Source organism: Alistipes finegoldii DSM 17242 (assembly GCF_000265365.1).
Lineage (GTDB): Bacteria > Bacteroidota > Bacteroidia > Bacteroidales > Rikenellaceae > Alistipes > Alistipes finegoldii.
Genome location: NC_018011.1, coordinates 1,899,143 through 1,923,719, shown reverse-complemented (window position 1 = coordinate 1,923,719; position 24,577 = coordinate 1,899,143). Strand labels below are relative to the sequence as shown.

At 58.3% G+C, this 24,577-nt stretch carries 24 protein-coding genes; 17 read left to right on the top strand and 7 right to left on the bottom strand.

Annotation, left to right across the window (positions count from 1 at the left end):
* Positions 1-14: 14 nt before the first annotated feature.
* The 6 genes from rplD to rpsL all read right to left on the bottom strand — a co-directional run bounded on the left by rplD (position 15) and on the right by rpsL (position 4,672).
* Positions 15-641, bottom strand: a complete 627-nt coding sequence (gene rplD, locus ALFI_RS08360; protein ID WP_009597617.1) for a 50S ribosomal protein L4 — start codon at positions 639-641, stop codon at positions 15-17.
* Position 642: 1 nt separating this feature from the next.
* On the bottom strand, positions 643-1,257 hold the full coding sequence (gene rplC / locus ALFI_RS08355; RefSeq protein ID WP_009597589.1) for a 50S ribosomal protein L3: 615 nt from the start codon (positions 1,255-1,257) through the stop codon (positions 643-645).
* 72 nt (positions 1,258-1,329) lie between these two features.
* Positions 1,330-1,635 (bottom strand): 30S ribosomal protein S10, encoded by a 306-nt coding sequence (rpsJ, locus tag ALFI_RS08350; protein ID WP_004329464.1) that lies wholly within the window; start codon positions 1,633-1,635, stop codon positions 1,330-1,332.
* Positions 1,636-1,643: 8 nt separating this feature from the next.
* Positions 1,644-3,758, bottom strand: a complete 2,115-nt coding sequence (fusA, locus tag ALFI_RS08345) for an elongation factor G (RefSeq protein WP_009597621.1) — start codon at positions 3,756-3,758, stop codon at positions 1,644-1,646.
* 16 nt (positions 3,759-3,774) lie between these two features.
* A complete protein-coding gene (gene rpsG / locus ALFI_RS08340) occupies positions 3,775-4,251 on the bottom strand; it encodes a 30S ribosomal protein S7 (RefSeq protein WP_009597682.1) in 477 nt (158 codons plus the stop codon).
* Positions 4,252-4,291: 40 nt separating this feature from the next.
* Positions 4,292-4,672 carry a 30S ribosomal protein S12 gene (rpsL, locus tag ALFI_RS08335; RefSeq protein ID WP_009597595.1) on the bottom strand — a complete coding sequence of 127 codons (381 nt, stop codon included), beginning with the start codon at positions 4,670-4,672 and terminating at the stop codon, positions 4,292-4,294.
* Between the two features lie 308 nt (positions 4,673-4,980).
* Between rpsL and ALFI_RS08330 the strand changes: the two genes are divergently transcribed.
* The 12 genes from ALFI_RS08330 (at position 4,981) to ALFI_RS08270 (ending at position 17,353) form a co-directional block, all read left to right on the top strand.
* Complete coding sequence (locus tag ALFI_RS08330; RefSeq protein WP_014775491.1) at positions 4,981-5,523, top strand: hypothetical protein; 543 nt, start codon at positions 4,981-4,983, stop codon at positions 5,521-5,523.
* A 324-nt stretch (positions 5,524-5,847) separates the two neighbouring features.
* Positions 5,848-8,604: a leucine--tRNA ligase gene (gene leuS, locus ALFI_RS08325; RefSeq protein WP_014775490.1), complete on the top strand. Its 2,757-nt coding sequence runs from the start codon at positions 5,848-5,850 to the stop codon at positions 8,602-8,604.
* 22 nt (positions 8,605-8,626) lie between these two features.
* Positions 8,627-9,502 (top strand): alpha/beta hydrolase, encoded by an 876-nt coding sequence (locus tag ALFI_RS08320; RefSeq protein ID WP_014775489.1) that lies wholly within the window; start codon positions 8,627-8,629, stop codon positions 9,500-9,502.
* Between the two features lie 118 nt (positions 9,503-9,620).
* Positions 9,621-10,706, top strand: coding sequence for a peptide chain release factor 1 (gene prfA, locus ALFI_RS08315; protein ID WP_009597679.1), 1,086 nt, complete (start codon positions 9,621-9,623; stop codon positions 10,704-10,706).
* A gap of 19 nt (positions 10,707-10,725) precedes the next feature.
* A complete protein-coding gene (locus ALFI_RS08310; protein ID WP_014775488.1) occupies positions 10,726-11,028 on the top strand; it encodes an MGMT family protein in 303 nt (100 codons plus the stop codon).
* 549 nt (positions 11,029-11,577) lie between these two features.
* Positions 11,578-12,117, top strand: coding sequence for an energy transducer TonB (locus ALFI_RS08305; protein ID WP_014775487.1), 540 nt, complete (start codon positions 11,578-11,580; stop codon positions 12,115-12,117).
* Positions 12,118-12,120: 3 nt separating this feature from the next.
* Positions 12,121-13,371, top strand: coding sequence for an exodeoxyribonuclease VII large subunit (xseA, locus tag ALFI_RS08300; protein WP_014775486.1), 1,251 nt, complete (start codon positions 12,121-12,123; stop codon positions 13,369-13,371).
* Positions 13,372-13,416: 45 nt separating this feature from the next.
* On the top strand, positions 13,417-14,874 hold the full coding sequence (locus tag ALFI_RS08295) for an MAC/perforin domain-containing protein (RefSeq protein WP_081488092.1): 1,458 nt from the start codon (positions 13,417-13,419) through the stop codon (positions 14,872-14,874).
* A gap of 14 nt (positions 14,875-14,888) precedes the next feature.
* On the top strand, positions 14,889-15,812 hold the full coding sequence (locus ALFI_RS16540) for an N-acetylglucosaminyltransferase (RefSeq protein ID WP_014775484.1): 924 nt from the start codon (positions 14,889-14,891) through the stop codon (positions 15,810-15,812).
* Positions 15,813-15,820: 8 nt separating this feature from the next.
* Positions 15,821-16,012 (top strand): exodeoxyribonuclease VII small subunit, encoded by a 192-nt coding sequence (gene xseB, locus ALFI_RS08280; RefSeq protein WP_042493449.1) that lies wholly within the window; start codon positions 15,821-15,823, stop codon positions 16,010-16,012.
* Entirely contained in the window at positions 16,012-16,566 is a 555-nt protein-coding gene (locus ALFI_RS08275; RefSeq protein WP_014775482.1) for a GNAT family N-acetyltransferase, read from the top strand. The genes xseB and ALFI_RS08275 overlap by 1 nt, the downstream gene beginning before the upstream one ends.
* A 13-nt stretch (positions 16,567-16,579) precedes the next feature.
* Positions 16,580-17,353, top strand: coding sequence for a class I SAM-dependent methyltransferase (locus tag ALFI_RS08270; protein ID WP_009597596.1), 774 nt, complete (start codon positions 16,580-16,582; stop codon positions 17,351-17,353).
* A 90-nt stretch (positions 17,354-17,443) separates the two neighbouring features.
* Here the strand turns inward: ALFI_RS08270 and trhA are convergent, their stop codons facing one another.
* Positions 17,444-18,100: a PAQR family membrane homeostasis protein TrhA gene (trhA, locus tag ALFI_RS08265; protein ID WP_014775481.1), complete on the bottom strand. Its 657-nt coding sequence runs from the start codon at positions 18,098-18,100 to the stop codon at positions 17,444-17,446.
* An 81-nt stretch (positions 18,101-18,181) separates the two neighbouring features.
* Between trhA and ALFI_RS08260 the strand changes: the two genes are divergently transcribed.
* The 5 genes from ALFI_RS08260 (at position 18,182) to ALFI_RS08240 (ending at position 24,501) form a co-directional block, all read left to right on the top strand.
* Complete coding sequence (locus ALFI_RS08260) at positions 18,182-20,380, top strand: RelA/SpoT family protein (protein WP_014775480.1); 2,199 nt, start codon at positions 18,182-18,184, stop codon at positions 20,378-20,380.
* Between the two features lie 33 nt (positions 20,381-20,413).
* Positions 20,414-21,034, top strand: coding sequence for a GNAT family N-acetyltransferase (locus ALFI_RS08255; RefSeq protein ID WP_009597629.1), 621 nt, complete (start codon positions 20,414-20,416; stop codon positions 21,032-21,034).
* Between the two features lie 16 nt (positions 21,035-21,050).
* Positions 21,051-22,253 (top strand): argininosuccinate synthase, encoded by a 1,203-nt coding sequence (argG, locus tag ALFI_RS08250; RefSeq protein ID WP_014775479.1) that lies wholly within the window; start codon positions 21,051-21,053, stop codon positions 22,251-22,253.
* Entirely contained in the window at positions 22,250-23,212 is a 963-nt protein-coding gene (gene argC / locus ALFI_RS08245; protein ID WP_009597672.1) for an N-acetyl-gamma-glutamyl-phosphate reductase, read from the top strand. The genes argG and argC overlap by 4 nt, the downstream gene beginning before the upstream one ends.
* A 158-nt stretch (positions 23,213-23,370) precedes the next feature.
* Positions 23,371-24,501 carry an aspartate aminotransferase family protein gene (locus tag ALFI_RS08240; protein ID WP_009597639.1) on the top strand — a complete coding sequence of 377 codons (1,131 nt, stop codon included), beginning with the start codon at positions 23,371-23,373 and terminating at the stop codon, positions 24,499-24,501.
* The last annotated feature ends 76 nt before the right edge of the window (positions 24,502-24,577 follow it).

Below are 24,577 nucleotides of genomic sequence, written 5' to 3'. Positions count from 1 at the left end.
TGTGTCTTGCGTTTTTAAGCTAACATCGTATTCAAAACATTCTCGGCACCTTCCACCATCACGATCGCCGATGCGTTCATCACGTCGTAGGTGCAGACGTTCTGAGCCAGCACGGGCTGTACGTAAGGCAGGTTGCGGCACGAAAGCTGAAGATTGGCGTTGGACTCCGGGAGAACCAGCAGCACTTTCTTGTCTGCAACTTTCAGTGCGTCGGCCAAAGCCACGACAGCCTTGGTCTTGGGAGCATCCAGCGAGAGGGTTTCCACAACGCTGATCGCACCTGCCTGAGCCTTGTAGGTCAAAGCGCTGCGACGAGCGAGCTGCTTGAGCTTCTTGTTGAGCTTGAAGCTGTAATCGCGGGGCTGGGGACCGAAGATACGGCCGCCGCCCGGAAACAGCGGAGACTTGATGCTGCCGCAACGGGCGCCGCCAGTGCCTTTCTGACGCTTGAGCTTGCGCGTCGAGCCGGCGACTTCGTTGCGCTGCTTCGACTTGTGCGTGCCCTGACGCTGATCAGCAAGATACTGCTTCACGTCGAGGTAGATAGCGTGGTCATTAGCCTCCACGCCGAAGACGGCGTCCGAAAGAACTACCTTACGACCCGTTTCTTTTCCTTGTGTGTTTAAAACAGCTAATTCCATACTACTTCTCAATTGTTAAATAAGCACCCTTTGCTCCCGGAATCGAACCTTTCACGAGGATAAGGTTGCTCTCAGGAATAACTTTCAATACGCGCAGGTTCAAAACCTTGACCTGCTCACCGCCCATCTGGCCGGGCAAGCGCTTGCCCTTGAAGACGCGCGAGGGATAGGACGATGCGCCCAGCGAACCGGGTTTGCGCTGACGGTTGTGCTGACCGTGGGTCTGTCCGCCCACGCCGCCGAAACCGTGACGCTTCACAACGCCTTGGAAGCCTTTACCTTTCGATATCCCGGTCACGTCCACCCAGTCCTCTTCCGAGAAGAGTTCCACGGTAAGCGTGTCGCCGAGATTCACTTCGGGCATACCCTTGAATTCAGCCATTTTGCGCTTAGGGGTAGTGCCGGCTTTCTTGAAGTGTCCTAACAAACTGCTGCTGGTGTGCTTTTCACTTTTCTCGTCATAGGCAATCTGTACCGCTTCGTAGGTGTCCTTCTCCACGGTCTTGATTTGCGTAACAACGCACGGACCAGCCTCAATGACAGTGCATGGTATATTCTTACCCTCGGCACTGTAAACGGAAGTCATTCCGATTTTCTTTCCAATAAGTCCTGACATTTGTTGTCGATTGTTTGTTATAAATAAAGTGATCTTTCGTTGCTATACTCAACAGGTACAAGCCTTCCGTTATCACACCTTGATTTCGACCTCCACACCTGAGGGAAGCTCCAGTTTCATCAGCGCGTCGATCGTTTTGGGCGTCGACGAATAGATGTCGAGGATGCGCTTGAAGGTGCAGAGCTGGAACTGCTCGCGGGCTTTCTTGTTGACGAAAGTCGAGCGGTTCACCGTGAAAATCTGCTTGTGCGTGGGAAGGGGCACAGGACCGCTCACAACGGCGCCCGTGCTCTTCACAGTCTTCACAATCTTCTCGGCCGATTTGTCCACGAGATTGTGATCGAATGACTTTAACTTGATTCTAATCTTCTGGTTCATATGTTTTCTTATTCTATATCCTTACGTTTACCACTCGCTTTCTCGATGATCTCCTTGGCCAAGTTGGCAGGAACCTCCTCGAAGTGCGAGAACTCCATGGACGAAGTGGCGCGGCCCGACGAAATGGTACGGAGCACGGTCACATAGCCGAACATTTCCGACAGGGGAACCTTGGCCTTCACGACGCGAGCCGTGCCCTTGGACTCCATGCCGGTGATCTGTCCGCGGCGCTTGTTCAGGTCGCCGATGATATCACCCATGCTCTCCTCAGGGGTCACGACCTCCACGGACATGATGGGCTCCAGAATCACCGAACCGGCCTTGGGAGCAGCTGCGCGGTAACCGTTACGGGCAGCGATCTCGAACGAGAGCTGGTCGGAGTCTACCGGGTGGAACGAACCGTCCTTGAGGGTAACCTTCATCGAGTCCATCTTGTAGCCGGCCAGAGCGCCGTTGTCCATCGCCGAAGCAAAACCTTTCTGAACAGAAGGAATGAACTCCTTGGGAATATTACCGCCCTTGACCTCATCCACGAACGTGAGTCCGATCTGACCTTCGTCGGCGGGACCGATCTCGAAGATGATGTCGGCGAACTTACCGCGACCGCCGGTCTGCTTCTTGAAGACCTCGCGGTGCTGAACCGTCTTGGTGAGCGCCTCCTTGTAGTTGACCTGAGGAGCGCCTTGGTTGATCTCCACACCGAACTCGCGGCGCAGACGGTCTACGATGATATCGAGGTGCAGCTCGCCCATACCGCTAATGACGGTCTGTCCCGAATCCTCGTCGGTATGCACCGTGAAGGTGGGGTCTTCCTCGGCCAGCTTACCCAGCGCGATGCCGAGTTTGTCGAGGTCCTTCTGGGTCTTAGGCTCGACCGCCAGACCGATCACCGGTTCGGGGAAGGTCATCTGCTCCAGAACGATCGGTGCGTTCTCGGCGCAGAGCGTGTCGCCCGTGCGAATCTCCTTGAAACCTACGGCAGCGCAGATATCGCCGGCGCCGACGGTCTCCATCGGATTCTGCTTGTTGGCGTGCATCTGGTAGATACGGCTGATACGCTCGCGCTTGCCGCTGCGGGTATCCAGCACATAGGAACCTGCGTCCAGTTTACCGGAGTAAACGCGCACGAAAGCCAGACGGCCTACGAACGGGTCGGTAGCGATCTTGAACGCCAGACCGCAGAACGGATCGTCCTCGGAGGCGTTACGCGTCTCTTCCTTCTCGGTTTTGGGGTTGATACCCGTCACTGCGGGCACGTCGAGCGGCGAAGGCAGGAAAGCCATCACGTAGTCGAGCAGTTTCTGAACGCCCTTGTTGTGGAACGACGAACCGCAGAGCATCGGCACGACCTGCATCGAGATCGTGGCCTTGCGGATAGCTGCGAGCAGCTCCTCGGCCGTGATCGAATCCGGATCCTCGAAGAATTTCTCCATCAGGGCGTCGTCGGTCGCCGCAACCTCTTCGATGAGCTTGGCGCGCCATTCGGCAGCCTCGGCCTTCATCGATTCGGGAATCTCCTTCAGCTCGAAGTTGTCGCGCACGGTCTTGTCGTCGTAGTAGTAGATCGCATTATTATATATAAGGTCTACCAGACCCTCGAACTTGTCCTCGGCGCCGATGGGAAGAACGACCGGCAGGGCCGTCGCACCGAAGTGCTCTTTGATCTGCGCGCACACGGCCAAGAAGTCGGCGCCCGTGCGGTCCATCTTGTTGACATAACCCAGACGGGGGACGTTGTACTTGTCGGCCTGACGCCATACGGTCTCCGACTGGGGCTCGACGCCGCCCACGGCGCAGAACGTCGCAACGGCGCCGTCCAGCACGCGCAGCGAACGCTCCACCTCGACGGTGAAGTCCACGTGTCCCGGAGTGTCGATCAGGTTGATCTGATACTGATTGCCCTTGTAGTTCCAGAATGCGGTCGTTGCGGCCGAGGTGATCGTGATACCGCGCTCCTGCTCCTGAACCATCCAGTCCATAACGGCAGCGCCTTCGTGCGTCTCGCCGATCTTGTGGGTTTTGCCCGTGTAAAAAAGGATACGCTCCGACGTGGTGGTCTTACCGGCATCGATGTGAGCCATGATGCCGATATTGCGAGTGTAATTTAAATCTCTGGTTGCCATCTGTCAGTCTCCTTTTTTAGAATCTAAAGTGTGCGAATGCCTTGTTGGCCTCGGCCATGCGGTGCATCTCCTCCTTACGTTTGAAGGCGGCGCCCTGCTGGTTGAAGGCATCCATTATCTCTGCTGAGAGTCGATCTGCCATCGTCTTGCCGGCGCGCTTGCGGGAATAGAGGACAAGGTTTTTCATGGAAATAGAAATCTTGCGCTCCGGACGAACCTCCATCGGAACTTGGAACGTCGCACCGCCGATACGCTTCGATTTCACTTCGACTTGGGGTGTGATGTTCTCAAGGGCCTGTTTCCAGATTTCCAACGGAGATTTATCAGCATCCTTCATCTTCTTGCCCACCAGCTCCAACGCATCGTAGAAAATGGTGTAGGCAATACTCTTCTTACCATCCAGCATAAGGTTGTTCACGAAACGGGTCACGGACACGTCTCCGAACTTCGGATCCGGAAGTAGAATTCGCTTTTTTGGCTTAGCTTTTCTCATTGTTTATTCGAAAATTGTCTAAAATTAATGTTTCTTGTGATTATTTACCGGCCTTGGGGCGTTTTGCACCGTACTTCGAGCGACGCTGACGACGGCCGTCCACGCCTGCCGAGTCGAGCGCGCCGCGCACGAGGTGATAACGTACACCGGGGAGGTCCTTCACACGACCGCCGCGGACAAGCACGATGGAGTGCTCCTGCAAGTTGTGGCCTTCTCCGGGGATATAGGCGTTGACCTCCTTGCCGTTGGTCAATCTTACACGTGCTACCTTACGCATAGCCGAGTTAGGCTTTTTCGGGGTCGTGGTGTACACGCGGGTACATACGCCTCGGCGCTGGGGACACGCGGCGAGTGCCGGAGATTTGCTCTTATCCTCCATGCGAACTCGACCGTTTCTCACTAACTGTTGAATAGTTGGCATTTCTTAAACTGTCCTTTTAATTGTTAAAAAATCTATCTCCATTGTCCAAAATGGACTGCAAAGGTACGCATTTTTTCGGAATTACAATATATATGAGCATCTTTTTTCGCTGTTTTCCTGCATTTCAGCCGTTTTGCAATTCTTTTTACTGATACAAATATAAAGCATATAACTTTTTACTTATACACAAATCAACAACCGGCTATTTATCATCGGCTTACATCCGTTCCGGGCGTAGGCACGCACCGACCGCGGCAGCGCGGCCATCCGGCCGATTTCGCTATATTTGCAAAAATTCCGAACGAAGCATGAAACGACTCCTCACGACTTTTGCGTTCGCACTGGCGGCGCTCTGCATTTCGGCCTGCGACAGCCGCCGCCAGCCCCTTTTCACGGCCAATCCGCTCGGCGCGGGACCGGTCCTGCTCACCATGTCCGCCGCGCAGATCCCGGCGTCGCATCCGGGGCTTTACGACACATTCACAACCGACCGGACTCCCGCAGGAGAGACCGTGCTGCGCTTCACGCTGGCCGGGGAGCCGGTCATGGAGGCGCGGGCGTACGGCGACGAAATCGAATCGATCGAAATTTTCGGACCGGGAGTCGGATCAACGGACGGCATCGCGCCGGGAACGGACGTAAACCACCTTTTCGAAAACGGCGGCATCTCCCAGACCGACAACGACGGACGGCTCGTCATCACCCTCAACGGCATGACATACAGAGTTTCGGGACTCGGCGAAGAAGGCCGGAAAAAGCTCGGAAAAGCACACGCCGGCGGCGTCACCCCGCGCATCTCGCCGCAGGATTTCGACCCCGGCGCCAAAGTGACGAGCATCCTGATCAATTAACCGCCCGCAAGAGACCGCCGCGGCGCGTCGGCGACACTCTGCGCCGGCACGACGCCGGCGCAGCAAGACAGCAGCCCACCCCAGCTCCACGCTGCGGAAGAGCAGCAGAGCAGCGCGACAGCGGTACAGCACGACACCGCCGCGACACGGCAACGCCCGTCCGCACCCGGCGAAACGGCTGCGGAAATCCGCATCCGCCGCCGCACCCGGAGACGCTCCCCGCAGGAGCGCCTTTTTTCACACCCTTTTGCACCCTGTAAAACATTTTTTCCTATCTTTGCGGGAAATCCGCAACAAAGCGACAAATCAGAACCGAGCTATATCATGGAGTACAATTTCAAGGAGATCGAGTCCAAGTGGCAGCGCCGCTGGCAGGAGGATAAAACCTACAAGGTCGAGACCGATCCGTCGCGGCCCAAATTCTATGTGCTGGACATGTTCCCCTATCCGTCGGGCGCCGGCCTGCATGTGGGCCACCCGCTGGGCTACATCGCCTCGGACATCTACTCGCGCTACAAGCGCCAGAAGGGCTTCAACGTCCTGCATCCGATGGGCTACGACGCCTTCGGCCTTCCGGCCGAACAGTACGCCATCCAGACGGGCCAGCATCCGGCCGTCACCACCGAGCAGAACATCGCCCGCTACCGCGAGCAATTGGACAAAATCGGCTTCTCGTTCGACTGGGACCGCGAAGTCCGCACCTGCGATCCGGGCTACTACAAATGGACGCAGTGGGCGTTCCTCAAAATGTTCGGCTCCTACTACTGCAACGACAGGCAGCAGGCCCGCCCGATCGAGGAGCTGACTGCGGCCTTCGAGCGGAACGGCACCGAAGGGCTGAACGTCGCCTGCACGCAGGAGCTGCACTTCACGGCCGAAGAGTGGCGCGCCATGTCGGAGGCCGAGAAAGAGCAGACACTGCAGAACTACCGCCTTGCGTTCCGCGCGGACACGATGGTAAACTGGTGTGCGAAACTGGGAACCGTGCTGGCCAACGACGAAGTGCACGACGGACTTTCGGTCCGCGGCGGCTATCCGGTCGAGCAGAAGCGCATGAAGCAGTGGCTTCTGCGCGTGACGGCCTATGCCCAGCGCATGCTCGACGGACTGGACAAACTCGCATGGAGCGACTCCCTGAAGGAGATCCAGCGCAACTGGATCGGCCGCTCCGAAGGCGCTCAGGTCTTCTTCGACATCAAGGATTCGGACCGGAAACTCGAAATATTCACCACCCGCCCCGACACGATCTTCGGCGTCACCTTCATGGTCATCGCCCCCGAACACGAGTGGGTCGACAGCCTGACGACGCCCGAAAACCGGGCCGCCGTCGAGGAGTACATCTGTCAGGCCAAGAAGCGTTCGGAACGCGAACGCATCGCCGAGACGAAACGTGTAAGTGGCGTTGCTACAGGCTCTTACGCCGTCAATCCCTTCACCGGCAAAGCCATTCCGATCTACATTTCGGACTACGTGCTGGCAGGCTACGGCACGGGCGCCATCATGGCCGTTCCGGCGCACGACTCGCGCGACTACGCCTTCGCCCGCCACTTCGGGCTGGAGATCGTTCCGGTAGTCGAGGGCGGCGACATTTCGCAGGAGTCGTACGACGCCAAATCGGGCAAAGTAATCAACTCGGATTTCCTCAACGGCAAGGATGTAAAAGAGGCGATCGGTCTCATGTTCGACGAAATCGAACGGCGCGGATTGGGCCGCAAGCGCATCAACTACCGCCTGCGCGACGCCATCTTCTCGCGCCAGCGCTATTGGGGCGAGCCGTTCCCGATCTACTACAAGAACGACATCGCCTGCCCGCTCGCCGAGGACAAACTGCCGCTCGAACTGCCTCCCGTCGCCGACTTCGGCCCCACGGAGCAGGGCGAACCGCCGCTGGCCCGCGTCAAGGAGTGGGCGACGCCGGAAGGCTGGCCCTACGAACTTTCGACCATGCCCGGATTCGCCGGATCGTCGGCCTACTACCTCCGCTACATGGACCCGCACAACGATCAGGCGCTCGTCGGCCGGGAAGCCGACGAATACTGGCGCAGCGTGGACCTCTACGTCGGCGGCATCGAGCACGCCACGGGACACCTCATGTACTCGCGCTTCTGGAACATGTTCCTCTACGACCTCGGCGTGGTATGCGAGGAGGAGCCGTTCCGTAAACTCGTCAATCAGGGCATGATTCAGGGCCGTTCGAACTTCGTGTACCGCATCGTCGGCACCAACAAGTTCGTCTCGCTGGGTCTCAAGGAGCAGTACCGGACGCAGGCGCTCTACGTGGACGTGAACATCGTCCGCAACGACATCCTCGACATCGACGCCTTCCGCGCGTGGATGCCCGAATACAAGGACGCCGAATTCATCCTCGAAGACGGCAAATACGTCTGCGGCTGGGCCATCGAGAAGATGTCCAAATCGTTCTACAACGTCGTGAACCCCGACTACATCGTCGAAAACTACGGCGCGGACACGCTGCGCATGTACGAGATGTTCCTCGGCCCGCTCGAACAGTCCAAGCCGTGGGACACCAACGGCATCGACGGCGTCTACAAGTTCCTGCGCCGTTTCTGGCGGCTGTTCTACGACCGCGACGGCAGGCTGATCGTCACCGACGAGAAGGCCGACGAAAAGGAGCTGCGCACGCTGCACAAGACGATCAAGAAGGTCAGCGAGGACATCGAGAACTTCTCGTTCAACACTTCGGTCTCGGCATTCATGATCTGTCTCAACGAACTGGGCGAGTGCAACAAGCGCGAGATCATCGAGCCGCTGACCGTGCTGCTCGCCCCCTTCGCGCCCCATATCGCCGAGGAGCTTTGGGCGGCGCTGGGACACACCACCTCGGTCTGCACGGCCGACTATCCGGTTTACGACGAGAAACACCTCGCGCAGAGCGCATTCGAGTACCCGGTTTCGATCAACGGCAAACTCCGCTTCAAGAAAGAGTACGCCACGTCGCTGACGCCCGCCCAGATGCAGACCGACGTCGTGACGCTGCCCGAAGCGCAGAAATGGCTCGAAGGCAAAACCCCGAAAAAGGTCATCGTCGTGCCGGGCAAGATCATCAATATCGTCATCTGATCCGCACCAAAACGACACGTCCATGAAACGAATCGCAACGACTTTGACAGCACTTCTGCTTATGGCAGGCACCGCAACGGCACAAGACTACGGACAGGCCCGCACGCTGAAAATCTGGGACAACAAGACCGCACCCCACGGCAACGGCATCGCCACGCCCGAACGCGAACCCGAAAAGAACCGCCTCACCGACGTTTCGGAAGCGGTGCTCTACATCTTCCCGGCCGCTCCGGAGAAAGCCACGGGGCAGGCCGTCGTAATCTGCCCCGGCGGCGGTTACGTAAAGCTGTGCATAGATTACGAAGGCTATGAAATGGCCCAGTGGTTCGCCGAACACGGCATCACGGCCGCCGTGCTCAAATACCGCATGCCCAACGGCCACCCCGAAGTGCCGCTGGAGGACGTCGAGCAGGCCCTTCGCATCATGATGGGACTCGAAGCGGGAGCCACGGGCTTCACGGCGGACAAGGTCGGCATCGTGGGCAGCTCGGCAGGCGGTCATCTCGCCGCCTCGGCTTCGACGCTCGCCCGCACCAAACCCGCCTTCTCGATCCTCTTCTACCCGGTCATCACGGCCGAAAAAGGCAAGGCGCACCAAGGGTCGTTCAACGCCCTGCTGGGCGACAAGCGCAGTGCGGAGACCGACACATGGTACTCGCTCCAGAACCGCGTGAGCAGCGAAACCCCGCCCACCCTGCTGCTGCTTTCGGACGACGACCGCGTCGTCCCGCCCGTAAACAGCACGCTCTACTACAACGCACTCAAAGACAACGGCGTCAAGGCCTCTATGCACATCTACCCGACGGGCGGCCACGGCTGGGGCATCCGCAAGAATTTCAAATACCGGGAGCAGTGGCAGCAGACCGTGCTCGACTGGCTGCAGGGAATCGACAAATAGCCGCTGCACGACCGGCAAAAAGGGTGTTCCGCCATGCGGACGCCCTTTCGCCGTTTTTTCGGACGGCGCATTGCCGTTTTCCGATTATTGCGTATCTTTGCGCACAAAACGAACATTTATGGCAGACAACACCATTTTGAGTCGTCTCGACGGCCTGAAACTGAAATACGAGGAGACGGGACAGAAACTCACCGACCCCGAAGTCATCGCCGACGTCAAGCAGTTCGTGCAGCTCAACAAGGAGTACAAGGAGCTGGAACCGATCATCGAGACCTCGGAACGTTACCGCACGGCTTTGGCCAACCTCGCCGAAGCCAAGGACATCCTCGCCAACGACAAGGACGAGGAGATGCGCGAAATGGCGCGCGGGGAGATCACCGAGCTGGAACCCGCCATCGAGCAGATGGAGGAGCAGATCAAGCTGCTGCTGATCCCCAAGGATCCGCAGGACTCGAAGAACGCCATCATGGAGATACGCGGCGGCACGGGCGGCGACGAAGCGGCCATTTTCGCCGGCGACCTGCTGCGCATGTACACCAAATACATCGAGTCGAAGGGCTGGCGCTACGAAATGACCTCGTTCTCGGACGGCGCCGCGGGCGGCTACAAGGAGGTCGTACTCAAGGTCACGGGTCAGAACGTCTACGGCACGCTCAAATACGAGTCGGGCGTGCACCGCGTACAGCGCGTGCCCCAGACCGAGACGCAGGGCCGCGTCCACACCTCGGCGGCATCGGTGGCCGTGCTGCCCGAAGCCGAGGAGTTCGACGTCGAGATTTCGATGAACGACATCCGCAAGGACATCTTCTGCGCGTCTGGCCCCGGCGGCCAGTCGGTCAATACGACCTATTCGGCCATCCGCCTGACACACATCCCGACGGGCATCGTCGTGCAGTGTCAGGACCAGAAATCCCAGCTGAAGAACTTCGACAAGGCGTTCGAGGAGCTGCGTACGCGCGTCTTCAACCTCGAATACTCGAAGTACCTCGACGAAATCGCCTCGAAGCGCAAGACGATGGTCTCGACGGGCGACCGTTCGGCCAAGATCCGCACCTACAACTATCCGCAGGGCCGCATCACCGACCACCGTATCAACTACACGATCTACAACCTCTCCGCCTTCATGGACGGCGACATTCAGGACGTGATCGACCACCTGATCGTGGCCGAGAACGCCGAGCGTCTGAAGGAGAGCGAACTCTAATCCGCCCAAGGCACGCCCCATGCGCATGCCCGAAAACTTCGACGCGGAGGTTTACGCCGTCGTGGCGGAAATCCCCGCCGGCAGAGTCGTCAGCTACAAGCAGATCGCCCGGCTGGTCGGCATGCCCGACCACGCCCGCCGGGTGGGCCGCGCGCTCGCCGAAGCCCCGGCGGGTCTGCCCTGCCACCGGGTCGTCAACAGCGCAGGCCGCACCGTCCCCGGATGGACGCGGCAGCGGGAGCTGCTCGAAGCCGAAGGCGTACGCTTCAAGGCCAACGGCTGCGCCGACCTCGCCCGCTGCGGGTGGGAGGAGATCCGGTAGCGTCGCCATACGACCGCCGCGGAATCCGCAAACGCCCGGCCCGAAGCCATGTCGGTTCAACGCCGCCCCGAACCAAAGCCACGCCGGACAAAAAACACCCGGTCAAAAGCCGTCCCGGTCCAAAACCACGCCGGACAAAAAGCCGCATCGTTGTTCCGCCCCTGCCGCTGGGTTCGGAAACATCAGCCAGTCCCAAAGACGCCCGGCAAGAGCGGCTCTGCGAAGCCCCCTCCGCAAGACGCACAATTAAAGGCCGCCCTGCTAAAGCCCCCGCAAGACGCGCTATCAAGGACAGCCCGAAAAGACACCCGGCCCGGCAAAAGACATCCGGCAAATGCACCGGCAAATACCGCCCCGCGAAAACCGGCCCGAAAGACCCGCTCCGCACGCAACACCCGGAAAGACCCCCCTGCAAACCATCCTGCGGACCGAAAATCGCTGGAAAATTTGGCGTTCCGCAGCAAAACCGTTATCTTCGCACATACCGAACGACGCCTGCGGCCGGGCAATATTCCCGCCCCAGCGACCGTTTATCGGGAAAAGCAACGCATGAAAAGATACTTTCTGTTTATATCGGCACTTCTCGCCGCAACGCTTCCCGTTGCGGCGCAGCAGCCTTTATATATAGTCAACGGCGTCGAAACCGAGCAGATCGCGTCGATCCCGCCCGACGACATCGAGAACGTCGAGATGCTCCCGGCCGACGAGGAGACCATCGCCCGCTACGGCGACAAAGCCGCAAACGGGGTGATGCTCGTCACGCTCCGCTACGACCAGTCCGCCGTTTTCACCGCCGACTCCACCTTCAGCGGCTACATCGCCCGGCAGGTGAAGTGGGGCGACGACGAACCGGCCGCCCGCATCGTCCTGCGTTACACCGTAACGCCCGAAGGCGACACGGTCGTGGCTCAGGAACTCGAATCGACCGACAGCCGTCTCAAACGCCGCGTGCTCAAAGCCGTCGCCGAAGCGCCCCGCTGGACGCCGGCCCGCAAAAACGGCACGCCCGTCGAGAGCGAAGGCATCCTGCACATCCAGCTTCCCGAAGGCAAGCTGATGCCGCGTCAGGTAGAACTGGTCTGGCGCTAACCCATGCAGACGCACTCACATATCACCCTTTCCCAATTGCAGCGGCTCGTGAAGGAGACCCTCCACGAGCGTTTCGCCCTGCCCGTATGGGTCAGCGCCGAAATCTCCGAAATAAAGGTCAATTACTCAGGCCACTGCTACCTAGAACTGGTCGAAAAAGGGGGCGACAACGGCGTTCCGCTGGCCCAGTCGCGCGCCGTGATCTGGCGCACGGCCTATCCCCGCATCGCAGGATACTTCGAAGCCGAAACCGGCCAGCGGCTCGCCGCCGGAATCAAGATTCTGGCCAAAGTCGCCGTCAATTACCACGAACTCTACGGATTTTCGCTCCAGATCACCGACATCGACCCCACCTACACGCTGGGCGACATGGAACGGCAGCGGCAGATAACCATCGCCCAGCTTCAGCAAGAGGGCGTCTGGGACATGAACCGCGAAGCGCCGATGCCCGTCGTGGTGCAGCGCGTGGCGGTCGTATCGAGCGCCAACGCCGCAGGTTATCAGGATTTCCGCAAGGAGCTGACCAAAAGCCCCTACCGTTTCGAGGTGACGCTGTTCGACGCCTTCATGCAGGGCGCGGCGGCCGAAGAGTCGATCGTCACGGCGTTATGCGCCGTCGCAGAGCGGATGGACGAATTCGACGCCGTGGTCCTCATCCGCGGCGGCGGCTCGGCCAGCGACCTCAACTGTTTCAACGCCTACCGGCTCTGCGCCCACATGGCGCAGTTCCCGCTGCCGATCCTGACCGGCATAGGCCACGACAAGGACACCAGCGTCGCCGACATGGTGGCCCACACGGCGCTCAAAACCCCGACAGCCGTAGCCGGATGGCTCGTCGAACGGATGACGCAGGCCGAGGGGTGGCTCGACTACGCGGCCCTGCAACTGCACGATGCCACGAAAGCCGCCATGCATGCCTCCGAGGTGCGGCTGGAACGGCTCTCGGGCGACCTGCGCCAGATGAGCGGCAACCTGCTCACGCGGCAGCGGCTCCGCGCAGAACACCTTTCGGCCCTGCTGCCGGAAGCGGTGCGCAATTTCCTCGCACGGCAGGCCACACGACTCGACAACGCCGCGGAATTGATCGCCGGCCGCTCTCCGGAACGCATCCTCCGGCTGGGCTTCGCCGTCGTCCGCACGGGCGGCAAAGCCGTCGTGTCGGCCCGCGGCGTCCGCAAAGGCGACGCCCTCGAAATCGAAGTCGCCGACGGCACGATCCACGGCACCGCGCAAAAAACATTCTTAACGTCATAATAGTCTCGAACATTCCTAACTTAACCTATCTAACTTTATCTCTCTATGAAAAAAATCTTACTCTTTTTGTTTTGTGCATCTACATTAGCAGCTTGTACAAAAGATTTCTCAAATCTCACCTCCAATCATAAAACTGTCCCAACAACGCGAAGTGGTGGCGACAATAAATTTGATGTCCTTGGTTGGGGATACGACGTCACTGAAGATTACTTAAACCCAACATCCGTCCGGGGACAAGTTATTGATATCGAAAAATACGAACGGGAATTTCCGAACCGTTTAATTACCCATACAAACTCTTGGGGTAGCGACTTTTTTTGCTACGGAGCTACTGCCGAAGATTATCTAAAAGAAGTTACAAAAAAATCCAACATGAAAGGTGGACTCAACATGGGAGTCGGAAAATTCGGTTTTTCCGGAACTTTTTCTTCGAGTAAGGACTTTTTTGACAGTTATTCCTATTCAACCAAATATGCATTTGCAAGTTTAGAATGTATCCGAAATCATCGAATCATTTATATTAACGATGACATATCACGTATCTCAGCCTATATTTCTCCGGAATTCATTGAGGATGTAAACCGTTATTCCGCCGAAAAAATAATTGAAATATATGGGACCCATGTTTTAACTCATATTACATTGGGCGGCAGATACAGATTAATGTACAGATCATGTTTTACAAAAACCACCGACCAAACAACACGAAAAAAAACAGTTGCTGCAGGTTTTAGTGCTGTTTTAGGTAAACTCGGTATTAAATTTAACGCTGGCGGCGAGACTGTTACCAATGAAGTTTTAGCAAAAGAGAATGCATCCCAAGAATTATATGTCTATTTTTTTGGAGGCAAAGGAAGCAATTTAAAGTATAGTCTAGATCAAAATTATCCGACGACAATTGACATCCAAAACTGGGACAGCCAAATATCATTGGACGGAAGCAGTGTTTTGACAAACATCGAATGGAATAAAGCCTATCCGATCTATGAATTCATTTCCAACGCCTCAAAAAAAACTGAAGTCAAAAATGCGATCGAACAATATATCGCGAACAAACAGATAACATCTTTAAAGTTAACCCCATTTTATGAAATGTGGTATAGCAAATCGAAAGATACATACTACGTTTACTCTTGGGATACAGTCTTAAACGAACAGCAAGCGGGGAGAGAATTTAAAGGGTTAAAAGGATACATTTTAGCAACTCAAACCAATAATACAGTCCCACTATACGCTATGTGGTATAACGAAACTAAAGACACATTTTACACCACCTCATGGGAAGCAGTACAAAACGACATAAAACAAGGCCGGGAATATAAAGGTCAAGCCGGATACATCTTAAAAAATCCAGCCAATAATACAATACCATTATACCCCATGTGGTACGGAAAAAATAAAGATAGCTTCTACACATACAGTTGGGCCGAAGTAACTGAACAAGTTAAACAAGGGCGGGAATACAAAGGCGGTATCGTTGGATATATATATAACGCTTATTAAAAACAGTTCATCATATGACTGCTCACAAATTTCGGATCGCATTTTGCATATTATGCCACAAATACACACCCGTTCTGGAAGAACTTATCCGCATACTTAATGTTCCGGGCAATGAAATTTTTATCCACGTGGACGGCAAATCCCGCATCCAAGATTTCGCACCGCTCAGAGATCGCACCGGGGTACATTTTCTCGAACCGAGGACAAAAGTCTATTGGGCAGGCTTCAGTATGGTCGAAAGCACTCTTCGGCTTTTCGCCGAAACTCAAAATAAAAATTTTCATTATATTGTATTGATTTCGGGCGACACTTTACCACTATGCCCCATAAGCGAATTGCGTACCTTTCTGCACACGGCCTATGCTGAAAAACGGGAATTTATATCCACTAATCCGGCCATCACATTCGATGAAGCGAACTGGGTACGCCTTCGTCATTTTTTTTCAGACAAATCGACTTTCATGCGTCGTGTCAAACGCACGGCGATGAAGTGCTTCATGCGTTCTGTCAATCCCTATTTCAACCGGATTCCGCCACTGCAAAAAGGCAGTCAGTGGATCGCGATCACGCATCGTCTGAGGGATTATTTTTTCGATTACCTGCAAACAAATCCCGATTACCTGCAGGCATTCAAGTATAGCCACGGAGCCGATGAAATATTTTTCCAGACGCTTCTATGCAATTCTCCGTTCGCCGACCGTAATGCGGACTACTCCCTCGTATACACGGACTGGTCATGTCCCGGAGCGCATCCAAAGACATTCACCACCGACGATCTATACCCACTCTCCGAATTCGATTCGCAAAACCGAAGAGAGAATCCACAATCAGCAACTCTTTTCGCCCGTAAATTCGATGACGCGCTCGACATTGCCCGCTATCGGACAATTATACTCGGAGAACTGCAAAATCAGCATAACCAAAATCCGGCAAACTAATTACAGATATGGCAAAAAAAGAGATGACATACGCCGAATCGATGGCCCAGATCGAGAAGATCCTCGCCCGCTTCCGCAACGAAGAGATGGACGTGGACAGCCTCGCCGCCGAGGTCAAACGTGCCACGGAGCTGATCGCCGGCTGCAAATCGCGGCTGCGCAAGGCCGAAGAGGAGGTTTCCAAAATACTGGAATCGTGATGTCCGGGGAAATCGTCATCCGTGAAACCGTCCCCGCCGACCTCGCGGCGATCGTCGAAGTGCATAAAAAGGGCTTCGGCTACGACAAGGAGGCCGGGCTGACCGCCGAGCTGCTGTCCGATCCGACTGCCGAACCGACCGTCTCGCTGCTCGCACTGCGCGACGGGGAGGCCGTCGGCCACATCCTGTTCACCCGATGCCGCATCGTCGGAGCGGAAGTGCAGCGACCGTTGTTCTACATCCTCGCACCGCTCGCCGTCGTTCCCTCCTGCCAGAAGCAGGGCGTCGGCGGACTGCTGATCGCCGAGGGGCTGCAGCTGCTGCGGGAGCGGGGCGCGAAACTCGTCTTCGTACTCGGACACAAGGAGTACTACCCGCGCCACGGATTCATTCCCGGAGCGGAAAAACTGGGATTTCCGGCCCCTTATCCGATTCTGGAAAAACATGCGGACTACTGGATGGCGCAGGCGTTGACCGACGACGGATTTTCAGGTCCCAAAGGCCGGGTCGTATGCGCCGACGCCCTGAACCGCCCCGAACACTGGCGGGAATAAAACCTCACCTGCGATGAAAAAACTTATCAAATGGATGCTCAACCACGTGCCGCGGCCGCTCCTTCAGCGCGTCGCCGGCTGGGCCGTTCCCGCCGCGGGCCTGTTCTACAAAGGCCGGGGTGTCGAATGTCCGGTCTGCGGGTCCCGATACCGCAGATTCATGCCCTACGGCTATGTCCAATCACGGGCCAACGCGCTCTGTCCCAAATGCCTGTCGCTGGAACGCCACCGCCTGCTGTGGCTCTACCTCACGCGTGAGACCGACCTGCTGACGAGTTTTCCCCGCACGCTCCACATCGCGCCCGAAGTCTGCATCATGCGCCACCTGAAACCCCATTTCAAGGGGCATCCGGGACAGTACGTCACCGCCGACCTCGAAAGCCCGCTGGCCGACCTGCACTTCGACGTGCAACAGATTCCGCTGGCCGACGATTCGGTCGACGTGATCCTCTGCAACCACCTGCTCGAACACGTCGCCGACGACCGCAGGGCGCTGCACGAACTCTACCGCATCCTCAAACCCGGCGGCTGGGGCATCCTGCTCTCGCCCGTGGAACCGGACTACGAACAGACCTACGAGGACGACTCGATCACCGATCCCGAAGAGCGGACACGCATCTTCGGACAATACGACCACCGCCGCATCTACGGCGCGGACTACACAGACCGGCTGCGCGAAGCGGGCTTCGAGGCCGCGGACATCGACTACGCCGCGACCTTCTCCGAGGCCGAACGCCGGCTTTACGCCCTGCCGAAAGACCATATTTACGTCGTCTACAAGCATTGAGGCAAACCGGCATGCGCTCCCTCCGAGTCAGCACAAAAACGCCCCGTAACTCAGGTTTCGGGGCGTTTTCCCCCTACTGCCCGTATCAACTCAGTACAGAAAAAACACGATTCCCGTAAAATGGGCCGCCACGGCCAGATTGATCAGCAGGTGCCAGACCATGTGGTGGTAGCGGAATCCCTGCCGGGCATAAAACCACGCGCCGAGCGTATAGAGCACGCCGCCCGCGGCGATCAGCGCCAGCAGCGGCGTCGACGCCTGCCGCACGAAAAGCGGCATGAAAAATACGATCGTCCACCCCATGACCAGATAGATCGTCAGGCTGAGGGCGGGAATCGTCTTGCGCGAAAGCGACTTGTAGAAGATGCCGAACAGCACCATCGCCCACTGCAGGATCGTGATGAAGACGCCCTGCCACCCTCCGATCACCGACAGCGCGATCGGCGTGTAGCTTCCGGCGATGGCGACGTAGATGAAAATATGGTCGAGGATATGGAACACGGCCTTGTGTTTCGAGGCCGGATTCATCGAATGGTAGAGCGTCGAAGCGAGAAACATCAGGAAGATCGAGATCACGAAAATGCTCACCGACACCGACGCCAGAATGCGGTCGGGGTCGTGCGCGTAGGCCCACACGGCCGCAAAGGGAAGCGCCACGAGCGCCAGCAGCGACATCACGCCGTGCGTGACCGTATTGGCGACCTCCTCCCCCACGGTCGGGACATAAGCATCCTTTTTCTTCGTCATAATCGGGTGTATTGGTCCGATGTGCCAAATTTATGAATTTTTTTCATATCTTTGTCGTCAAGGTTATGCGGTTAGGGAAAAATGGACTTTTCACGTTACGAAAAACTCCGCACGCTCGTGCGCGCGAACTTCTCGGAGCAGACTCAGGCACTCGTGGACGAGGCGCTGGTCTACGCCGACGGGAAGCTTGCGTCCCTGACCCGCTATGACGGCAGCCCCCTGCTGACGCATGCCGCGGCCGTGGCCGGAATCGTGATCTCCGAAGTGGGACTCGGACGCAACTCCACCATCTCGGCCATCCTGCACGACGTGGTGCGTCTGGCCCACAAACAGCTCCCGGCCGAAGAGTTCCTCGCCCTGACCGCCGACATCCGCAGCCGCTTCGGCGAGCAGGTCGTCGGCATCACGATCGGGATGTGCAACATCTCGGAACTGAAACTGAAGGTCGCCAAGGAGCAGGCCGAGAATTTCCGCGACCTGCTCGTCTCCTACTCCGAAGACCCCCGCGTCATCCTCATCAAGCTGGCCGACCGGCTCGAAGTGATGCGCTCGCTGGAGATCTTCCCGCACGAGAAGTGGCGCAAGAAGAGCTGGGAAAGCATGAACCTCTACGCCCAGATCGCCCACAAGCTGGGTCTCTACAGTCTCAAAAGCGAGCTGGAGGACATCGCGCTGAAATACCTCGAACCGAAGGACTACGAACACATCGTCACCAAGCTCGAAGAGAGCGCCGACGAACGCAAAGCCTTCATCGCACGGTTTCTGGTCCCCATCGAGGAGCGTCTGCACAAACTCGGCATCAAATACCACATCAAGAGCCGCACGAAGTCGATCTTCTCGATCTGGACCAAGATGCACAAACAGCACGTGCCGTTCGAGGGCGTTTACGACATCTTCGCCATCCGCATCATCATCGACTGCCCGAAAGAGCAGGAGAAGCCGCAGTGCTGGACGGCCTATTCGGTCGTGACGGACTTCTATACGCCCAACCCCAACCGCATGCGCGACTGGATTTCGATCCCGAAGTCCAACGGCTACGAATCGCTGCACACCACCGTATCGGCCGAAGGCCGCTGGGTCGAGGTGCAGATCCGCACCGAGCGCATGGACGCCGTGGCCGAACGCGGCATCGCGGCGCACTGGCGCTACAAGGGGGTGAATCAGGGCGCGCAGACCAGCGAAGTCTGGCTGGGTCGCCTGCGCGAACTGCTCGAAGACACCACCCACTCGCTGGCGCAGCGTTTCGATGCCAAACCCGCTTCGGGCGAGATCTTCGTCTTCACGCCCAACGGCGACCTGCGCAAGCTGCCCGAAGGGGCCTCGCTCTTGGACTTCGCATTCGACATCCACACCAGTCTGGGCTCGACGTGCGTCGGCGGCAAGGTCAACAACCGGGCCGTGTCGATCCGCGAGCAGCTGCGCAACGGCGACATCGTCGAGATCCTCACCCAGAAGAACCAGACGCCCAAATCCGACTGGCTCAACTTCGTGGTCACGTCGAAGGCCCGCAACAAGATCAAATCGTTCCTGCGCGAGGAGCAGGCCAAGCATACCCGCATGGGACGCGAGGAGCTGGAACGCAAGCTCAAGAACTGGAAATTCCCGCTCACGATCGACGAGGCTGTAGCCTATCTGGTCAAATACTTCAAAGTCCGCACAGGCACCGAAATCTACGCCCTGATCGCCACGCAGAAGGTCGATCTGGGGACCATCAAGGAGATCCTCACGCGCCATATTTCGGGCGAAGCCGACGAGCAGCGGCGCGCCGCTGCGGCCGAAGCCGAACGCAACAAGGTCCACACCGCCAAGGAGAGTCCCGCGGCGCAGGACGCGCTGGTCATCGACGACGACATCTCGAAGATCCAGTACAAGCTGGCCAAATGCTGCAACCCGATCAAGGGCGACGAGGTGTTCGGCTTCGTGACGATCAATTCGGGCATCACGATCCACCGCTGCGACTGCCCCAACGCCAAGCGCATGCGCGAGAATTACCCCTACCGCGTCATCGACGCCCGCTGGCGTTCGACGGCCGAAGGTGCGTTCCGCGTCTCGCTGCGCATCGTCGCCGCCGACACGACCGGCATGGCCAACCACATCACCGAAGTCATCAGCCGCGACCTGAAACTCAACATCCGCTCGATCAACTTCGCCTCGCTGGCCAACGGCTGCATCGCGGGCACGGTGAGCGTCGAGGTGCCCGGCGCGGGCGTGGTCGATACGCTCATCCATTCGATCATGCGCATCAAGGGCGTTCAGCGCGCCTTCCGCATCAACAACTGATTCACACACAATTTTACCCACATAACTAAGTAAATGGATAACAACTCTATCAGCGTCTTATTTGCCGACTCGTCGCACGCCCACTACGCCCAGCGTATCTGCGACCTGATCTACGAGTCGGCATTGCAGCGTGGCACGGGCATCGCCAAACGTTCGCCCGAATACATCGCCGCAAAAATGACCGGTGGCAAGGCCGTCGTGGCGCTGGACGGTGAGAAACTAATCGGTTTCAGCTACATCGAGTGCTGGGGTCACGGCGATTTTGTCGCCACCTCAGGACTTATCGTCGATCCGGAGTACCGCCATATGGGACTCGCGGAGCGTATCAAACGACGCACCTTCGAGCTGGCCCGACGACGATTTCCGTACGCCAAGTTATTCAGTATTACTACGTCGCTGCCCGTGATGAAGCTCAATTCGCGCATGGGCTACGTGCCGGTGACCTTCTCGGAGCTTACCGAGGACGAAGAGTTCTGGCGGGGTTGTCAGGGATGCTGCAATTACGACATCCTGCAGCGCAACAACCGGCGCATGTGTCTCTGTACGGGCATGCTGTACGATCCGGCGAAGGAGCCTCCGCAGTCGCAGTCGCGCTGGGCGCCCTACGTCATGTTCTTCAAGAACAAATTCAAGAAACTGTTTCACCTGAAGTAAATAAAACCGATATAAAATGGAAAAGAAGAAAGTAGTTCTGGCGTTCAGCGGCGGTCTGGACACCTCGTTTTGCGTAAAATACCTTTCGGAGGAGAAAGGCTACGACGTTTACACGGCCATCGCCAACACGGGCGGCTTCTCCAAGGAGGAGCTTGCGAACATCGAGAAACGCGCCGTGGAGCTGGGCGCCGTGCGGCACGCCACGCTCGACATCGAGCAGGAGTACTACGAAAAGAGCATCAAATACATGGTCTTCGGCGACATCCTGCGCAACGGCACCTACCCGATTTCGGTCAGCTCGGAGCGCATCTTCCAAGCCATCGCCATCATCGAATACGCCAAGTCGATCGGCGCCGACTGCGTGGCCCACGGCTCGACCGGCGCCGGCAACGATCAGGTGCGCTTCGACCTGACGTTTCAGGTGCTCGCCCCCGAAATCGAAATCATCACCCCGACGCGCGACATGACCCTGACGCGCGAATACGAAATCGACTACCTCAAGAAGCACGGCTTCGAAGCCGACTTCAAGAAGATGGAGTACTCGATCAACAAGGGGCTTTGGGGCACGTCGATCGGCGGCAAGGAGACGCTCCATTCCGAGCAGACGCTGCCCGAAGAGGCCTATCCGAGCCAGATCACCGCATCGGGCGAGGAGCGGCTGAAAATCACCTTCGAGCAGGGCGAAATCGCCGCCGTGAACGGCAGGCCCTACGCCGACAAGGTCGAGGCCATCCGCGCCGTGGAGGCCGTCGGCTCGAAGTTCGGCATCGGCCGCGACATGCACATCGGCGACACGATCATCGGCATCAAGGGCCGCGTAGGCTTCGAAGCCGCCGCCCCGATCCTCATCATCGCCGCGCACAGGATGCTCGAAAAGCACACCCAGACCAAGTGGCAGATCTACTGGAAGGAGCAGGTCGCCAACTGGTACGGCATGTTCCTCCACGAGGCGCAGTACCTCGAACCGGTGATGCGCGACATCGAAGCCATGCTCGTCTCGTCGCAGCGCAACGTCACGGGCACCGTCGAACTGATCCTGCGCCCCTACAGCTACACGCTCGTGGGCGTCGATTCGACCTACGACCTGATGAAGACCGACTTCGGCGAATACGGCGAGGTGAACAAGGCGTGGACGGCCGACGACGTGAAGGGCTTCACGAAGATCCTCGGCAACCAGATCAAAATCTACCATAACGTCCAGAAACGCAACGAGAAATGATACGCGCAGGCATCATCGGAGGCGCCGGCTACACCGCCGGCGAACTGATCCGCCTCTTGGTAAACCATCCGCAGGTCCGGCTCGCCTTCGTCCACAGCACCAGCAATGCGGGCAACCGCATCGCCGACGTGCACGGCGGACTGGAGGGCGACACCGAACTGCGCTTCGCCGACACCTGCGACCTCGCGTCGATCGACGTCCTGTTCCTCTGTTCGGCGCACGGCGAGAGCCGCAAATGGCTCGAAGCGAACGACGTTCCCGCCGGCGTGAAGATCATCGACCTCGCACAGGACTTCCGCGACGAGAGCGACGGCTTCGTCTACGGACTTCCGGAGCTGAACCGCGACCGCATCCGCACGGCGGAGCGCGTCGCCAATCCGGGTTGTTTCGCCACGGCGATCCAGCTGGCGCTGCTGCCCCTCGCGGCGGCGGGCCTGCTGACGGGCGAGGTGCACGTGACGGCCGTCACGGGTTCGACGGGCGCGGGCGTCAAACCCTCGGCCACGACCCACTTCAGTTGGCGGACGGACAACATTTCGGTCTACAAAGCCTTCACGCACCAGCACCTGATCGAAATCGGACGCAACCTGCGACGCCTGCAGCCCGGCTTCGGCAAAGCCGTCAATTTCGTGCCGATGCGCGGCGATTTCGCCCGCGGCATCCTCGCCAGCGTCTACACCGACTGCCCGCTCGACGAGACGGCGGCCCGCAGGCTGTACGAGGATTTCTACGCCCCGGCCCTCTTCACGCACGTCGCCGCCGGCAGCGTCGATCTCAAACAGGTCGTCAATACCGACAAGGCCCTGCTGAGCGTGGCCAAATACGACGGCAAACTGCACGTCGTGTCGGTCATCGACAACCTGCTGAAAGGCGCGTCGGGACAGGCCGTGCAGAACATGAACCTTATGTTCGGACTGGACGAGGGCGAAGGACTTCGGCTCAAAGCGTCCGCTTTTTAGAAACAACGAAATCGCTTTCCGGGATTCGCTTTCCGCCGCATGCGGCGGACCAAGCCCCTGCCTGAGGCGGGGGTTTGGGGGGGGTGGATCAGACTTGCATACACGGCGGCACGCCGTGATTACCGCAATCGGAAGCAAGATGCCAAACAATTTTTGCCATGACACTATTCAACGTATACTCCCTCTACCCCGTCGAGCCGGTGCGCGGCAAAGGCTGCTTCGTCTACAACGCCGCAGGCACCGAGTACCTCGACCTTTACGGCGGACACGCCGTCATCTCGATCGGCCACGCCCAGCCCGACTACGTGAAGGCGATCTCGGAGCAGGCCGCCCGGCTGGGATTCTACTCCAATTCGGTCGAAAACTCGCTTCAGACCGCGCTGGCCGAAAAACTTGGCCGCGCATCGGGTTACGGCGACTACAGTCTTTTCCTCTGCAATTCGGGCGCCGAGGCCAACGAAAACGCACTCAAGCTGGCGTCGTTCCAGACGGGCCGCGCCAAAGTGCTCGCCTTCTCCAAAGCCTTCCACGGCCGCACGTCGGGCGCCGTCGCCGCGACGGACAACCCCTCCATCCGTTCGCCGTTCAACGGGACGCCCAACGTGGAATTCACCCCGCTGAACGACCTCGAAGCGGCCCGCGCCAAGCTCGCGACGCGCGAATTCGCCGCCGTCATCATCGAGGGCATTCAGGGCGTTTCGGGCATCCACTGCCCCACGGACGAATTCCTGCGCGGCCTGCGCGCAGCCGCTACCGAAACGGGCACCCAGCTCGTGCTGGACGAAATCCAGTCGGGCTACGGCCGCACGGGACGCTTCTTCGCCCACCAGTGGGCCGGCATCCGTCCCGACCTGATCACCATGGCCAAGGGCATGGGCAACGGCTTCCCGATCGGCGGCGTGCTGATCGCGCCCCACTTCGAGGCGCGCCCCGGACTGCTCGGCACCACCTTCGGCGGCAGCCACCTCGCCTGCGCGGCGGCCATCGCCGTGCTGGATGTCATGGAGCGCGAGAAGCTGGTCGAGAACGCCGCCGACACGGGCGAATACCTGCTCGGCGAACTGCGTAAGGCCGACGGACCGAAAGAGATCCGCGGCCGCGGCCTGATGATCGGCATCGAGATCGACGGTTCGGGCGCGGAATTCCGCAAAAAACTCCTTTTCGGAAAACACGTCTTCACGGGCGGCGCAGGCGCTTCGACCGTGCGGCTGCTGCCCGCGCTCTGCCTGACGCGCGAACTGGCCGACCGCTTCCTCGACGCATTCGACGCAACGCTCCGCGGGAAATAAAATCCCGGACGCAATACGACAAGTCCCCTCTGCGGAGGAAAGTCAGGGGAGGGCAGACTCGGAAACGCAGCGCACC

What these genes read in the sequence shown, in the direction of transcription:
- rplD (WP_009597617.1), bottom strand. Translation starts at nt 641, where the DNA reads ATGGAATTAGCTGTTTTAAACACACAAGGAAAAGAAACGGGTCGTAAG.
- rplC (WP_009597589.1), bottom strand. Translation starts at nt 1,257, where the DNA reads ATGTCAGGACTTATTGGAAAGAAAATCGGAATGACTTCCGTTTACAGT.
- rpsJ (WP_004329464.1), bottom strand. Translation starts at nt 1,635, where the DNA reads ATGAACCAGAAGATTAGAATCAAGTTAAAGTCATTCGATCACAATCTC.
- fusA (WP_009597621.1), bottom strand. Translation starts at nt 3,758, where the DNA reads ATGGCAACCAGAGATTTAAATTACACTCGCAATATCGGCATCATGGCT.
- rpsG (WP_009597682.1), bottom strand. Translation starts at nt 4,251, where the DNA reads ATGAGAAAAGCTAAGCCAAAAAAGCGAATTCTACTTCCGGATCCGAAG.
- rpsL (WP_009597595.1), bottom strand. Translation starts at nt 4,672, where the DNA reads ATGCCAACTATTCAACAGTTAGTGAGAAACGGTCGAGTTCGCATGGAG.
- ALFI_RS08330 (WP_014775491.1), top strand. Translation starts at nt 4,981, where the DNA reads ATGAAACGACTCCTCACGACTTTTGCGTTCGCACTGGCGGCGCTCTGC.
- leuS (WP_014775490.1), top strand. Translation starts at nt 5,848, where the DNA reads ATGGAGTACAATTTCAAGGAGATCGAGTCCAAGTGGCAGCGCCGCTGG.
- ALFI_RS08320 (WP_014775489.1), top strand. Translation starts at nt 8,627, where the DNA reads ATGAAACGAATCGCAACGACTTTGACAGCACTTCTGCTTATGGCAGGC.
- prfA (WP_009597679.1), top strand. Translation starts at nt 9,621, where the DNA reads ATGGCAGACAACACCATTTTGAGTCGTCTCGACGGCCTGAAACTGAAA.
- ALFI_RS08310 (WP_014775488.1), top strand. Translation starts at nt 10,726, where the DNA reads ATGCGCATGCCCGAAAACTTCGACGCGGAGGTTTACGCCGTCGTGGCG.
- ALFI_RS08305 (WP_014775487.1), top strand. Translation starts at nt 11,578, where the DNA reads ATGAAAAGATACTTTCTGTTTATATCGGCACTTCTCGCCGCAACGCTT.
- xseA (WP_014775486.1), top strand. Translation starts at nt 12,121, where the DNA reads ATGCAGACGCACTCACATATCACCCTTTCCCAATTGCAGCGGCTCGTG.
- ALFI_RS08295 (WP_081488092.1), top strand. Translation starts at nt 13,417, where the DNA reads ATGAAAAAAATCTTACTCTTTTTGTTTTGTGCATCTACATTAGCAGCT.
- ALFI_RS16540 (WP_014775484.1), top strand. Translation starts at nt 14,889, where the DNA reads ATGACTGCTCACAAATTTCGGATCGCATTTTGCATATTATGCCACAAA.
- xseB (WP_042493449.1), top strand. Translation starts at nt 15,821, where the DNA reads ATGGCAAAAAAAGAGATGACATACGCCGAATCGATGGCCCAGATCGAG.
- ALFI_RS08275 (WP_014775482.1), top strand. Translation starts at nt 16,012, where the DNA reads ATGTCCGGGGAAATCGTCATCCGTGAAACCGTCCCCGCCGACCTCGCG.
- ALFI_RS08270 (WP_009597596.1), top strand. Translation starts at nt 16,580, where the DNA reads ATGAAAAAACTTATCAAATGGATGCTCAACCACGTGCCGCGGCCGCTC.
- trhA (WP_014775481.1), bottom strand. Translation starts at nt 18,100, where the DNA reads ATGACGAAGAAAAAGGATGCTTATGTCCCGACCGTGGGGGAGGAGGTC.
- ALFI_RS08260 (WP_014775480.1), top strand. Translation starts at nt 18,182, where the DNA reads ATGGACTTTTCACGTTACGAAAAACTCCGCACGCTCGTGCGCGCGAAC.
- ALFI_RS08255 (WP_009597629.1), top strand. Translation starts at nt 20,414, where the DNA reads ATGGATAACAACTCTATCAGCGTCTTATTTGCCGACTCGTCGCACGCC.
- argG (WP_014775479.1), top strand. Translation starts at nt 21,051, where the DNA reads ATGGAAAAGAAGAAAGTAGTTCTGGCGTTCAGCGGCGGTCTGGACACC.
- argC (WP_009597672.1), top strand. Translation starts at nt 22,250, where the DNA reads ATGATACGCGCAGGCATCATCGGAGGCGCCGGCTACACCGCCGGCGAA.
- ALFI_RS08240 (WP_009597639.1), top strand. Translation starts at nt 23,371, where the DNA reads ATGACACTATTCAACGTATACTCCCTCTACCCCGTCGAGCCGGTGCGC.